This window comes from Mesorhizobium sp. M2A.F.Ca.ET.037.01.1.1 (genome assembly GCF_003998075.1).
Classification (GTDB): Bacteria; Pseudomonadota; Alphaproteobacteria; order Rhizobiales; family Rhizobiaceae; genus Mesorhizobium.
In genome coordinates, this window is the sequence record NZ_RZSA01000064.1 from 1 (window position 1) to 12,413 (window position 12,413).

The 12,413-nt window shown below is 60.9% G+C and carries 14 protein-coding genes and 2 pseudogenes; all 16 read right to left on the reverse strand.

Annotated features, from left to right (window positions below):
• Positions 1-410, reverse strand: a pseudogene (locus EOA27_RS05640) (conjugal transfer protein TrbE); the annotation flags it as partial.
• Complete coding sequence (locus tag EOA27_RS05645) at positions 404-676, reverse strand: VirB3 family type IV secretion system protein (RefSeq protein ID WP_127255696.1); 273 nt, start codon at positions 674-676, stop codon at positions 404-406. The pseudogene EOA27_RS05640 and the gene EOA27_RS05645, both read right to left, overlap by 7 nt.
• Positions 676-984, reverse strand: coding sequence for a TrbC/VirB2 family protein (locus EOA27_RS05650; RefSeq protein WP_127255698.1), 309 nt, complete (start codon positions 982-984; stop codon positions 676-678). Before EOA27_RS05650 ends, EOA27_RS05645 begins: the two co-directional genes overlap by 1 nt.
• Positions 985-995: 11 nt before the next feature.
• Positions 996-1,964 (reverse strand): P-type conjugative transfer ATPase TrbB, encoded by a 969-nt coding sequence (gene trbB, locus EOA27_RS05655; RefSeq protein ID WP_127255700.1) that lies wholly within the window; start codon positions 1,962-1,964, stop codon positions 996-998.
• Complete coding sequence (locus tag EOA27_RS05660; protein ID WP_127255702.1) at positions 1,961-2,374, reverse strand: CopG family transcriptional regulator; 414 nt, start codon at positions 2,372-2,374, stop codon at positions 1,961-1,963. The genes trbB and EOA27_RS05660 overlap by 4 nt, the downstream gene beginning before the upstream one ends.
• A 119-nt stretch (positions 2,375-2,493) precedes the next feature.
• A complete protein-coding gene (locus EOA27_RS05665) occupies positions 2,494-4,524 on the reverse strand; it encodes a conjugal transfer protein TraG (RefSeq protein WP_127255704.1) in 2,031 nt (676 codons plus the stop codon).
• 501 nt (positions 4,525-5,025) lie between these two features.
• The gene (locus EOA27_RS05675; protein ID WP_127255706.1) at positions 5,026-6,117 is read right to left on the reverse strand and encodes a HigA family addiction module antitoxin; all 1,092 of its coding nucleotides are present in this window, start codon (positions 6,115-6,117) and stop codon (positions 5,026-5,028) included.
• 27 nt (positions 6,118-6,144) lie between these two features.
• Positions 6,145-6,450 (reverse strand): hypothetical protein, encoded by a 306-nt coding sequence (locus EOA27_RS05680; protein ID WP_127255708.1) that lies wholly within the window; start codon positions 6,448-6,450, stop codon positions 6,145-6,147.
• Positions 6,451-6,533: 83 nt separating this feature from the next.
• A complete protein-coding gene (locus EOA27_RS05685; RefSeq protein WP_189561966.1) occupies positions 6,534-8,006 on the reverse strand; it encodes a ThiF family adenylyltransferase in 1,473 nt (490 codons plus the stop codon).
• Positions 8,003-8,518: a hypothetical protein gene (locus EOA27_RS40510; RefSeq protein WP_189561967.1), complete on the reverse strand. Its 516-nt coding sequence runs from the start codon at positions 8,516-8,518 to the stop codon at positions 8,003-8,005. Before EOA27_RS40510 ends, EOA27_RS05685 begins: the two co-directional genes overlap by 4 nt.
• Positions 8,515-8,952, reverse strand: a complete 438-nt coding sequence (locus EOA27_RS05690) for a hypothetical protein (RefSeq protein ID WP_127255712.1) — start codon at positions 8,950-8,952, stop codon at positions 8,515-8,517. Before EOA27_RS05690 ends, EOA27_RS40510 begins: the two co-directional genes overlap by 4 nt.
• A complete protein-coding gene (locus EOA27_RS05695; protein ID WP_127255714.1) occupies positions 8,952-9,230 on the reverse strand; it encodes a hypothetical protein in 279 nt (92 codons plus the stop codon). The genes EOA27_RS05690 and EOA27_RS05695 overlap by 1 nt, the downstream gene beginning before the upstream one ends.
• A gap of 336 nt (positions 9,231-9,566) precedes the next feature.
• Positions 9,567-9,855: pseudogene (locus tag EOA27_RS41965) on the reverse strand (CopG family transcriptional regulator); the annotation flags it as partial.
• 32 nt (positions 9,856-9,887) lie between these two features.
• Positions 9,888-10,601: a gamma-glutamylcyclotransferase family protein gene (locus tag EOA27_RS05705; protein WP_348639854.1), complete on the reverse strand. Its 714-nt coding sequence runs from the start codon at positions 10,599-10,601 to the stop codon at positions 9,888-9,890.
• Positions 10,516-11,349, reverse strand: coding sequence for a hypothetical protein (locus EOA27_RS05710; protein WP_127255716.1), 834 nt, complete (start codon positions 11,347-11,349; stop codon positions 10,516-10,518). The genes EOA27_RS05705 and EOA27_RS05710 overlap by 86 nt, the downstream gene beginning before the upstream one ends.
• 219 nt (positions 11,350-11,568) lie before the next feature.
• Positions 11,569-12,413: DUF2971 domain-containing protein (locus tag EOA27_RS05715; protein ID WP_145970267.1), on the reverse strand; the 845-nt coding region annotated here is incomplete at its 5' end.

Genomic DNA, 12,413 nt, shown 5'->3' on the forward strand with positions numbered 1-12,413 from the left:
CTTTCCGCCCTCGCCTGGCTGTCCGGCGGCGGCATGAAGAGCAAGGTCAGGTGATAGCAGCTCTCGAAATGTGCGACTTTGCCCTCGAAGGCTGCGCGACGTTCTTCGTCGACCAGCCATGAGGCCGCGTCGGGAAAGCGCGAGGCGGGATAGCCCAAGGCTTCGATGCGTTCGGCCTCGAAGAACAATGCCCAGCCGGAGCCTAGACGTCTGAGCGCATTGTTGGCTCGCGCACAGATGCCGATGAGTTCGGCTTCCGTCGCGCTTTCGAGATCGGGGCCACGGAACCGCAGCGTCCGCTGAAAACTGCCGTCCTTGTTGAGCACGATACCCGGGCCGACGAGTGCGGCCCAGGGCAGATGGTCGGCAAGCCGGTCGGCCCTGCTACGATATTCTGAAACATTCAGCATGCCAGCCACCCCCTCAGCCGAAGGTGGCGAACAACGACGCTGGCGAAGTCCGGATCGCGGCGGGCAGCGAAGACTGCAAGCGTGTGACCAGCAAGCCAGAGTGCCAGCCCGGCAATCCACTGCTGAAGGCCAAGGCCTATCGCCGCGGCGACTGTGCCGTTGAGGATCGCCACCGCTCGCGGCGCGCCGCCCAGCAGGATCGGCTCCGTCAATGCCCGGTGAACCGGCACCTCGAAGCCTTCGATATGCTGCTCTCCGGTTGCCATCAGACGAGCGCCCCACCGCCGAAGGAGAAGAAGGAGAGGAAGAAGCTCGATGCAGCAAAGGCGATCGACAGGCCGAAGACGATCTGGATCAACCTGCGGAAACCCCCTGCCGTGTCGCCGAAGGCGAGCGTCAGGCCGGTGGTGATGATGATGATCACAGCGACGATCTTGGCGACAGGTCCCTGCACCGACTCCAGGATCTGCTGCAGCGGCTGCTCCCATGGCATGCCGGAGCCGGCGGCGTAAGCGGGGGCCGTGACAAGAAACGCGAGCGCGGTGGACGACAGAAAGCGAAGCTTCTTGCGCATGGAGTGACCTTTCAAAGCTGCTGGAGTTGCGGAAGTGTGAGCGGGGCGACGGCGTAGTCGCCGCTGCCATCGAGGCCGGTGACCTCGGCGATCGCGTCGATGCGGCGCGAAGTGCCGCGCCCGGCGATGAAGACGACCAGATCTATCGCTTCGGCGATGAGCCGACGCGGAACGGTGACGACAGCTTCTTGGGCGAGTTGCTCGATGCGATAGAGGGCAGAGCGTGCCGAGTTGGCGTGAACGGTGGCGATGCCGCCGGGGTGCCCGGTGTTCCATGCCTTGAGCATGTCGAGCGCTTCAGCGCCCCTTACCTCACCGACAATGATCCGGTCGGGCCGGAGCCGCAGCGTCGACCGTACGAGATCGGCAAGTGTGACCGAGCCCCGTCTCGTCCTCAAGGCTACGCAGTCCTTCGCCGCGCATTGCAGTTCGCGCGTGTCCTCAATCAGGATCACCCGCTCGTCGCATTCGGCGACTTCAGCCAGCAGCGCATTGGCAAGCGTGGTCTTGCCCGACGAGGTGCCGCCGGCGACCAGAATGTTGCGCCGCTCGCGCACCGCCTTCCTGAGCGCATCGGCCTGCAGCGGCTGCATGATGCGGTCGGCGACATAGTTGGCCAGCGTGTAGAGCTTTGCCGCTGGCTTACGGATGGCAAAGCAGGGCGCCAGCACGACAGGCGGCAGTAGTCCCTCGAAGCGCTCGCCTGAGGGCAGTTCAGCACTGACAATCGGATTGTCGGCATGCGCCTCCGCGCGCACGTGGGAGGCAACCAGGCGGATGATGCGTTCGGCCTCGGAGGGGTGCATATGCACGTCGGTTTCGACGCGACCGTCTCCCAGTCGGTCGAGCCGGAGCGAGCCGTCGGGATTGACCATCACCTCGATGACCAACGGGTCGGCGAGCGCCTCGGTGATCGCCGGACCTAGGGCAGTGCGCAGCATGGCGCGGCGGCGGTGGTCGGTTTCCGGATGAGAACTCATCCTTCCCCTCCCATGCCACTCTCCTTGCTAAGCGAGTGTTTGCCGGACGCGATCTGGCGGCCGACTTGCTCGACGAATTTGTCGAAACGGTCTTGGGCGATGGCTTGCGTTGCCCGATCGGGGACCGGCGTGTGTGCATGCAGCGTGATCGAAAAGCGGATGAAGAGCGCCAGGCTCTCAAGGATCATCTCGGTATCGCGCCTGACGTGAGCGAGGTCGCGGGAAAGACGGTCAAGCCTACCGCCATAGCGGCGGTCGAGCTCGTTCTCGCCACGCCGCTCAATGAAGGCCTCGATCGCCTTCGCCACCACCGCGGATTTGGTGGTCGATGGATCGCGGCTGAGATTGTTCAGCTTCTCGCTCAACTCGGGTTCGAGCAGAAACTGATGACGAATGCGTTGGGGCTTCATGCAGCTTGTTCTCGACGGGCCGGCGTTGCGCCGGCGACGGGAACAAGCATCGGGCAGACGCCCAAAATCGCTTATGGTCGTTATCTACGCTGAGATACGCTTTGGCTTTGGGCGGGCGTTCAGAAGCCGGGCACGATCTCCTTGTCGTCATCCCTGCCCTCATTGATGCCATAGGCACGCGCCGCGGTGGAAATCCGATCCATGACACGCTTGTCGGCGAGCGCCTCGCTATCATCGTCGGCGGGCTTGAACAGATCGTCCTGGTCAGGCTCCTCAGAGGTGGCAATGTCTTCTTCGGGCAATCCCGGATGGCGCTGCTGCTGAACACCGCCCTCGTCTTCAGCGGCCCCGCCGGCGTTTTCGACGTCGGTGGCCAGACGACGGTCAACGCTGCGCACCTGCCCACTCCAATCGTCCGGACGTGATGCAGGACTGTCAGCGTAGGAACCCTCGCGCAATGCCGGCGCAGGCAGCACCCGTTCGGTAAAATTTTGGTCCTCGTAGTACCGCAGCTTCTTGGCGCGGATCGGCGCCAACCCGGAAACCAGGACCAGTTCATCAGACGGCGGCAGTTGCATGACTTCGCCTGGCGTCATCAGCGGGCGGGCCGTCTCCTGCCGGCTGACCATGACGTGTGACAGCCAGGGCGCCAGCCGATGGCCGGCATAGTTGCGCATGGATCTGAGTTCCGTCGCGGTGCCGAGCGCATCCGAGATGCGCTTGGCCGTTCGTTCATCGTTGGAGGAAAAGGCAATTCGCACATGGCAATTGTCGAGAATGGCATTGTTCTCGCCATAAGCCTTGGAAATCTGGTTCAAGGATTGCGCGATCAGATAGGCGCGAATGCCATAGCCGGCCATAAAGGCGAGTGCGGTTTCGAAGAAGTCGAGGCGGCCGAGCGCTGGGAATTCGTCCAGCATCATGAGCAGCTGGTGCTTCTTGCTCTTCTTAGGATCTCCCTCCAGGCGCTCGGTCAACCGACGACCGATTTGGTTGAGTACCAACCGCACCAGTGGCTTGGTACGCGAAATGTCCGATGGAGGAACGACGAGATAGAGCGACATCGGTCGTTCGGCATCCATGAGGTCGGCAATGCGCCAGTCGCAAGACGACGTTGCCGTGGCCACCGTAGGATCGCGATACAGGCCGAGAAAAGACATGGCGGTTGAAAGCACGCCTGAACGCTCGTTCTCTGACTTGTTCAGCACCTCACGAGCGGCCGAGGCCACAACGGGATGGACCTGAGGTTTGTCCCCCGCACCGAGATGGTTGGTGGTCATCATCCGCTGTAGTGTCGCGGCAAATGAGCGTTGCGGGTCCGACAGGAAGGTGGCGACACGGGCAAGCGTCTTTTCCTCTTCGGCGTAGAGCACGTGCAGGATGGCGCCGACCAAGAGTGAGTGGCTGGTCTTCTCCCAATGATTGCGTCGCTCGAGCGCACCTTCCGGATCGACCAAGATATCGGCGATGTTCTGGACGTCACGGACCTCGTTCGAGCCTTTCCGCACCTCAAGCAGCGGGTTGTAGCGCGCGGATCCTGGATCGGTTGGATTGAACAAAAGGCAGTAAGAAAACTTCGAGCGCCAGCCGGCGGTCAGTTGCCAATTCTCACCCTTGATGTCGTGAATGACGGCCGAGCCCGCCCAGGAAAGGAGCGTTGGAACCACGAGCCCGACGCCTTTACCCGAACGGGTCGGGGCAAACGCCATCACATGCTCCGGCCCATCGTGACGAAGATAGCGATCCTTCAGCTTGCCGAGGAAAACACCGGTTGGCCGAAATAGCCCTGCCTTCCCGATCTCCTGCGTCATGGCCCATCGTGAAGAGCCATAAGTGGTGACCAGTCCGCGCTGCCGTGCGCGCCACAGCGAACCGGCGACCGCAGCTGCACAGCCCAAGAACCCGCTAGCGCCGGCAAGTGCGCCTGCTTGGTCAAAGATCTCGGGTGCATAGGCGTCGAAATGGAACCACCATTCGAACAGTTTCCAGGGTTTGTAGAGCCGCCATCCCGCCACGACGAACCACGGCGCGCCGAGTTGCGGCTGATAGCCGAGCATGTGAGCGCACCATTGCGTTGCCGCCCATACACCAACTACGACAATCACGAACACAATGGCGATCTGCCCGATCAGGAGCTTCGTGGGTGTCATTGGCTTGGCTCGCTGGACAATGCAACTTAGCATCGCCCGGTCAGTCCCAATCGCGAATGCGGCTCACGTACGATTGGATGCGATCACTCGCTATGTAATGCCGTGAATGGTCATCCGTCCGGCAGTTCCAATCTGCCCTTTATGCGACTTTCGAAGCACAACGGGAAAACGATCATCCTCTGAGCGGCCGACGAGCCGCATGCTGGCGGCCGCGCATTTCAACGCCAGCCGCTGGCGCCACGTACCGGACCAACTGGCTTGCGTGCAGGCGAGACTTTTTGACTGAGGTCAAGGACGGCGCCTGCAGCCCGTCTGACAGCGCCGGTGTGGGAATAGCCGCGATGCGCGGATTTTTTGAGCATCATACGAAGACGGTAATCGCCTCATTGCCGTGAGGTTTCCGCTGCAGCTCGCCCATTCCACATGGTCTGCGATAGCCCAGGCGCGCCATTGTGCTCGCCGACGCAAGCCGATGCGACAGCGCCGGCCGCGATTTCGGTGCTAGTCGTTCCAGACGTATCGCTGCTTCAGTCCATTCATTTGGGAATAGCGAAGCACTTTTCGGTGCTGTAGCTGGCCGACGACGATGCCAGGCGCGATCCCCTGCTTGGCCGCGAATGTCTCAACCTCATCTTCCTCGTAAGTGAAGCGGGTGATGAAGCGGGTAAGTGCTTCCGATGGTATGAGGAAATCGGACGCCCAGTCATTGGCCTCAGCCTCAAGCTCCTCCGCCACATTGGACAATCCGTTGCCTTCAAGGAAGATCGACTTGCGGCTGTGGAGGATAAGGTGGGCGCATTCATGAAAGAAGGTGAACCAGAAATGATCGTTCACCAAATGACGCGCCGTCTGCTGTATCAAAGCTCGACGGGGAGACAACCACTTGGATACGCCGCTTAGCGCGACCTTGGGCAATGCCTTTTCCAGCAAGAACACCACCCCGGCATTCGCGCAGAGTTCTTGAACTTCAGGAAGGAAATCCTCGATCGGCTTGAGAGTGAGCGTCCGTATCTCCTTCAATGCCGCAAGGAATCGGGTGCGGTCGTATTCCTTGCAATCCGCCTCCTCCGCGCGCAAGTCCCCGATACGCAGCCAAGCCAGAAGTGCTGCCTGGTTGCTCTCAAAAGACGGCGAATGACGGAAGGCTCCTGCGGCAAGCTCCTTGAAACGCTCTTGGCACGCCTCGACGCTACCACAACCGAAAAACGTCAAGACCTCGCGCACTTGGGCGGCCGCGTCGGCTCTCGACTTTATGAGGCCGCGTCTTTCGAGTTCGCCGATCGGGAAAGACCGAGCCCATTCAACATGCTCGGCCAGGGACGATTCCTCTTTTGATCGTGCAAGATGAAGCCGATAAAGGGCCTCCATACCTAGCCAAATGGAGGCGGACGTCTCTAGGACCCTTTCGAGTTGCAAGGCGGTATCAGGCTCAATCGGGGCTTTTCCCGCGATGATCTCGGCGATCAATTTAGGCGAACGGCCACAGCGCCGGGCGAGCTCCCTTCCCGAGATGTCAAGCGTTGTCAGATAGTCTTGAATAAGCGCCCCAGGCGGCAAGGCATAGTCAGGTTGGTAAGTCTGACGTTCAGGCATTGGCTGCTCCGTGTGATCGAGCGGACCTCACTGGTCTAATCCGAGTATTTGAATGGCGGTGATCTGTTCGATATCAACCGCAGTGCCATCTGCGTTCTGAAGCGATTGAAAACGCAGTCGGCGAGATTTGGCGAGATTCACCGTATAGGTCCCTTTTTCGTCCCTCAGTCGGATTGGCGGCTTGCGCGGCACCGCGACCAAGCTCGGCGCGGCCGAGAGCACCCCCATGCGAAGGGCGATCGAATGAGCGAGCTCTTGCCCATAGACCTTGCGAAGCAGGCGATAACTGTTGAAGACCGCACAGAGCTGATCGTCGCAGAAGCTGATCTCCACCGTGCACTGCCCAACTCGCGCCGAATCGTTACGCGTCAGGAAACACTCGTTTCAGCCGCGTGGCAACCCTGAAGGCCTTCAGATCACAGGCGAGTGGCTCGAACTCGCTCGATGTTGACCGCGCGTGTCACGCACAGGCAGTCGCGATGGCGGTCTTCCGGATAATGCTCGCCACGATGCGGACCCCAGAGGAGGCTGAAGAAGAACCGCGGCTCGACACCGACCTTGCCGGTCGTCAAATAGCGCACGAACTCGGTGACGATCATGCAGGCGCTGAACGTAGCGACAAACGGCACGGAAGGACGAAAGCTTTCCTCAAGCGCAGCCGACGAAAGCGCGGCCGCTTCTTCCAGCACGGAGCAGATTGGCTTGCCCACCCGAGCGCTGAGCCACTCGCGCCGCTCTGGCGCTGCGTCCGCAATATCCGCCTCGGTCAACGACCGCGTCAAGTCGGCGAGGCTTGCGGATGTCAACCCTGTCATCCGCTCCTGGACAACCTCGGCGCGCTCGCCGGCCGCAGCCTTGAAGATGCATCGCAAACAGGCGATCGACGACGACCACGGGTGTGCGCTTACCTGACATTCGAGCCGCTTGCCAATCGCGCCATCGATGACCAAGTCGGGCCACAGATCCTGCACGGCGTGGCGGGCATCGACGTTGTCGAAGCCACTCAGGACAACCGGCGGCGCACGCCATGAAGAGACTCTTCCCAAATCCTCTACCTGCCCCTGGAAAGGCGTTGCCTGAAGCTCACCGGTGAACAGCCCGGACAAGAAGGTTGCCTTCTCGACCTTCGAGGCCGTCCTGGTCAGACGCAGGCAGGTTCCCCAGTTTTCCGGGCCGTACTTCTGCCGATCCAGGATCAGGCAACGGCCCCGCAGCGGCAGTCGCGACAGCAGGTGCGCCACGCCATTGCCAATGGCACCGGCTCCTGCGACGAGCAGGTCGACATCCATCACCTGCGGTAGGACCGGTCCGGCCTCGTCATCTTGCGCGTAGGACCAGAGCGAGAAGACACAGGCGTCCAGGAACTGCCCCTTGTCGTCTCGCAGCTTCAAGAGCCTCTTGAACACCTCGCCGACACCAAGCGACGCGGCCGCCAAGGCAGCCACTGGATTCGCCACCCCGCAAGCTTGATCCACCGGCCTGGCCGTCGAGGTCACTCGCAGGGTCCATCCGTTCGAGGTGATCACGGTCCAGGGCCAGTCTGGCCGCGGGTCGCCGCCGATGGAAAGGACCGCGGCATAGGGCGCCGGATCAACCGGCAGCCGGACAAACTTCGGGACCTCGTCCCACGCATGCTGGCGCGCACAATCGCCGAGCTCTCGTTCGAGCGCTTCCAGGCCGGCCGGTAGCGCCACGACCAGTGACTTCGTCATGCGCATCAACAAAAGCAGCGCGCAGCGCGCCATCTCGCAGCCGTTTTCGGTAGCGAACGCATCGGCCGTTCCGGTCAGCAGCACCGACTGTTGCAGGAACCGTTGCGGCTCGAAGGAGGCGTCGGCCAGTTCCGACGCGGTGGCGCACAGACGGCTGAAGCGAAGGTCGTCGTTCATCTGCTTTCTCCAACCAGGATAAGCGGCACCTCGCCCGCTGTGATCACGACGCGCCATGGCCGCTCCCACCAAGCGAGCCTGCGCCACCGCGCGCCATTGAAAACGTGAAAACCGCATCGGCCTGGCGGCGTGGCGGGATCGCTCGCAAAGTGCGGCGCAACGACGGAAAGATAACCAGGCGCTCGAATTCCCGAGCGTTTGTCGAGATCCGACAAGTCGACCCATGACCCCGGATGCGAATGAACTTGGCCCACCAGATAGGCATCCTTCGCGATTGCGATATCGGTGACGTCGTCGAGCAGCTCCGGTGAAATCGACAGAAAGTCGGGGCGCCTGATGACGCCGGGACCGCGAAGACCGATCACGTGGGTGACGGTGACCACGCCGGCAAGCCGGCGACCGAGCCACAGTGCAACACCCTCGCATCCGCGCGCGCCATCCGGCGCCATTTCGGCCAAGGAGGCTCGCAGCGCAGCCGCCGGCAACAGCCATACCAGAGGACTTCCAGTCATGGCCGACACCTTCCTGCGAAATTAATATCGAGTTCGTGTTGAAGCGTTCGCACGATGAGCAGCAGGGCATTGCCGCGTATAACCAACCGCTTGGTCGGATCCGTTTTCCACTCCGGATGTGTCAGGTAGCCCTCAAGCGTCCATGTGGCACAGATATCGTTGGGCGGCCGAAAGCCGGAACCTGTCGGCCAGGCGCCCGCCACTCCCAGGCGGCCGGTAGCCGGATCCACGAAGAGGACGCTCGGCGGCAGGTCTCCCGGATAGACCTGCCACAGCAGGCGCGCGGTGAAGGACTCCTCCTCATGCCCGGCAGGCGCCAGCGTGACCCAGACTTCGAGGCCCGCCTTGCGATCAAGGTGCCACCGCGTAGCGTCATCGGCGGCGATGGCTTCCTTGAAATCGTCATCCAGGTTGAGCTCCGAGAGCTGGTTCATCAGCCCTGCTCGACATGCTGGCTGAGCTTCAGCGACAGGCCATGGGCTTCGCCGGCGATCGCCTGAAGCGTCACTGCCAAGTCTTCGAGGCGGTCCTTGTTCTTGAAAAACACATACGTGACCTGATTGCCGCCATCCTCACCCTCCTTGAGGCCGAAGAAGGTGAGCACGCGCGCCTTCAGAGAAGCCAGCGTTTCGGTCGGGGCCGCCTCCTTGTCATGGAACGGCTTGCCGGACGCCGGGTACGTCACAGTCACATTGATCGTGTGGTTGGCCATCAAAACCTCCTGGTGGGCCAAGGATAGATTCGCCTAAAGCGACATCGGCGATATAGCGCGGGATCGCGGCCATGTCGATAAAAATGTTTCTTGATAGGTAACGATTTTTTTTAGATTTACTCTCACAAACCGTTTCTAAATGGGAGGCAATGGCGAGAATGGGGGCGACGCGCCTTCTGGCATGGCGGCTTTGGCGCGTAAAGAAGTGGGATGGACGGCGCTCATAGGGGCTACCTCGTCCGGCAAGTCGAATGTGTAAATTGGCTCAGAGCCGACCGACCAGCCCCGCCCGCCGGCTGGGGACCTGTAGGAGGGCTGATGCTGTTTCGTGGGCCCCACATCCTCCGATATCTCCTGGCGCAGCTGCGGCCCCCTCGCCAGGCGCCGCCCCAGCGGCGATGAAGGCTTCCATATCGTTCTGCTGCCTTGGCGCGGGCAGCCTGGGCCGCAGGTTCGGGCAAGGACGGCGTGGTGGCGAGCCAGAAGCGGACGAACACGGCAAGCGTTTCGACGGCGACGCCTAGCGTTCCCCTTGCGCCAAGCGGCGATCGGCAATCGCCGCCTCACGACGTTCGTCCGCGTCCGGCGAGAGGAACGAAGCGACTGCGGCCTCGGCGATCAAAGCGACGCCGCTACTGCAGCGCGTTTGCGACCGCTCTAGGGAGTGCCAATAGATCGGAGGGGACGCGAGAGTTCAGCCTGGTCCGCAAAAAACGCAGCGAGATCGTCACCGACTTCTGCAACCTCAAGCAGGGCCAAGGCCGCCTGTTTTCCACCCCATGGAGAAGTGAGATGTGGCTTTGAGTTGAACGCCAGCAATTGTCGCATGCGCCGTCGGTCGAACCTATGTTCCCTCGCACCGGCCACGATTAGAGCGAGGTACCAGTCATACGGAATGCAGGTAGGATCAGGACTCGTCGCGAGATAAACCGTCGAATTCACGATCTCCTTGGTGTCGTGCCGCCGCACGGGAAATTCATCGTGGCGGTCGTACCCCTTTCCGATGCCTTCTGCGTCATCGAGTTCGCCTCGGTCTTTCACGTCGATTTCGAACAGTACACCCGGCTGCCTGATCCTTTTCCGCGCGCGGACGAGGTGGCCTTTCCCCGATCCATCGAAGCTGGGTTTTGAAAAGGATAGGCGATAGCCCTCGGCGAAGGCGACGCACACGGGCGTCGCACTCTTGCACCGCGCCTGAAGGCGCGCGGTCAGCATGTTCGATCCATAGCCGAAATAGCTGAAAGTTGGCATGTTTGAGCTATACCTCGCAGGTAGGGGCAAGGCACTACATCTCTGCGGCAGCCTGAATAACTTGGTAGGCGAGATTATATATGCTTTCACGGCCGTGGCATCGAACGCGAGACCACTCATTCTCGATCGGGCCTTGGAAGAAAGCCAAGCCGGATAGCAGGCACTCGCTCACCTCGACACCATTGGGCTTCTGCCGAAGGAGCACTTGCCAGAGGCCTCCGCCGCTTGTCCCTCCGATATTGTTGGGCATCGGCGAATTAGCTCCATGTGGAACCGGAAAGGTGAGATAATCGAAGCTTCCGATGCGCGGATCCGCGTCAACCCAACCGATCGGGCAAAATCCGGCAAACCGCTTTAGCTTCTTGAAGCCGAACTCGGGTGGAAATTCCTTCGTAAGAGCGTCCTGAAGTCCACAAAGGCACCAAAGACCTTCCTTCAGGTCCGGTGGCCCGCTCGTCATCCGCTCTCGATGCTTGTCCAAATTCACGAACGATTTCTTGGCCGTAAGACTTGAATCGAGGACTGGCTGGAGAATGACAGCCCCTAGATCAGGACCGTGCTCGTCATCGGTCCCGCGAGCAATGTTCAGATATTCAAGGGTTTCAACCTCCAATGTGTGCGCACCCACCTTTGGCGAAATGACAAGACCCAATTCTCCTGACCTGGGGAGCGCGTCCACGACGTGATGTGCTGTCAGTATGGCCCTTGTGTTTCCGATCTGCACGAGCGTTCCTGAGCCCAGAAGCTGCGCATCCGGCCAGTTCAACGATCCACTCGGTCGGACGAGGCCAATCGAGAAGGAACTCACAATTCTTCCGATCTCTCGTGCGAGGTCAGAGGATAGGTCGGTTGAGGCCACTTCGGCCATGGGGCGGATTCCTCGGGACAGCGAAACATCATTCGATGCATCACGGATCGCACGGCGAGGTTGCTGCTTCAATCGGCGGGGCAGCGGCAACCCCGCATTTGGAGTCCTCACGGTGGGACGTTCGTGGGCCGACGCGCCCCAGGAGATCCAATTTCTCGAAGCGCACGGCCCTGCGGCAAGACCTGATCCTGATGCCCCCGGAACCAGGCCGGTAGCCATTCAGGCCGCATCACCCTCGATCAACTCCATCTGCTTGTTGAAGTAGCGTTTCTCGTAAACCTCGCGGCCATTCCTCAGCTTGAACGTCGTATGGAAATAGACCACGTCTCGCTTGACGCCTGATATGTCGATGCCGGCGAGTTGCTCCATGTTTGGGCGGAGCGCTGTTGTTCTGCACTCCTCGAGCAACTTGTCGTATGAAGCGCCGAAGAAACCGCGCAACTCGGGCTCCGCGTACAGGTCATCGGCAGGTGAGAACCGCCCCGCCCCGACCCGTTCGCAATCGACCAAAGGTGCAGGGCCTTGCAACTTATGAAATTCCAGCTCGAAGCCCCTGACTTTTCCTTGCAGCACCTCGACGGGGCGACGTTTCAGTACGTCGCAGACCCGCGTGGCGTGGACTGGATCAATTCGCGGGCCAAGATATACCCTGCGTAGAGCATCATCGAGATAGTGTTTGGAGCCAACGGTGCCGGTTACGAACCGCCATTCCTTCTCGTGCGCCCACTCGATGCGCTTTCGGCTGATGCGCGATATGATTGCCTCATCGAGACGGCCCGGTCCGAAATCATTAAGACTTAGAGAAGGAGCTGCATGACGCGCATACGTGACTTCCCGCAATTTCTCTCCCTGAAAGTCACTCACGAACAAACGCCTGGTATCAAATTCAAGGCACATGCCTGCGAAGTTGTTGGCGTAGTAGGCCCATAACGGCAGAGCCTCGCAAGTCCCGGTGAACGAAATCAGGGCGAACTTGGCGATCGTTTCGTCCAGGAGCCTGTACAGGTCGGCGGTGGTTTTCCCGCTCGGAGACAGCATCGCATCGACAATGCGATCGCCAGGGC

What these genes read in the sequence shown, in the direction of transcription:
- EOA27_RS05645 (WP_127255696.1), bottom strand. Translation starts at nt 676, where the DNA reads ATGGCAACCGGAGAGCAGCATATCGAAGGCTTCGAGGTGCCGGTTCAC.
- EOA27_RS05650 (WP_127255698.1), bottom strand. Translation starts at nt 984, where the DNA reads ATGCGCAAGAAGCTTCGCTTTCTGTCGTCCACCGCGCTCGCGTTTCTT.
- trbB (WP_127255700.1), bottom strand. Translation starts at nt 1,964, where the DNA reads ATGAGTTCTCATCCGGAAACCGACCACCGCCGCCGCGCCATGCTGCGC.
- EOA27_RS05660 (WP_127255702.1), bottom strand. Translation starts at nt 2,374, where the DNA reads ATGAAGCCCCAACGCATTCGTCATCAGTTTCTGCTCGAACCCGAGTTG.
- EOA27_RS05665 (WP_127255704.1), bottom strand. Translation starts at nt 4,524, where the DNA reads ATGACACCCACGAAGCTCCTGATCGGGCAGATCGCCATTGTGTTCGTG.
- EOA27_RS05675 (WP_127255706.1), bottom strand. Translation starts at nt 6,117, where the DNA reads ATGCCTGAACGTCAGACTTACCAACCTGACTATGCCTTGCCGCCTGGG.
- EOA27_RS05685 (WP_189561966.1), bottom strand. Translation starts at nt 8,006, where the DNA reads ATGAACGACGACCTTCGCTTCAGCCGTCTGTGCGCCACCGCGTCGGAA.
- EOA27_RS40510 (WP_189561967.1), bottom strand. Translation starts at nt 8,518, where the DNA reads ATGACTGGAAGTCCTCTGGTATGGCTGTTGCCGGCGGCTGCGCTGCGA.
- EOA27_RS05690 (WP_127255712.1), bottom strand. Translation starts at nt 8,952, where the DNA reads ATGAACCAGCTCTCGGAGCTCAACCTGGATGACGATTTCAAGGAAGCC.
- EOA27_RS05695 (WP_127255714.1), bottom strand. Translation starts at nt 9,230, where the DNA reads ATGGCCAACCACACGATCAATGTGACTGTGACGTACCCGGCGTCCGGC.
- EOA27_RS05705 (WP_348639854.1), bottom strand. Translation starts at nt 10,601, where the DNA reads ATGAGTGGTCTCGCGTTCGATGCCACGGCCGTGAAAGCATATATAATC.
- EOA27_RS05710 (WP_127255716.1), bottom strand. Translation starts at nt 11,349, where the DNA reads ATGGCCGAAGTGGCCTCAACCGACCTATCCTCTGACCTCGCACGAGAG.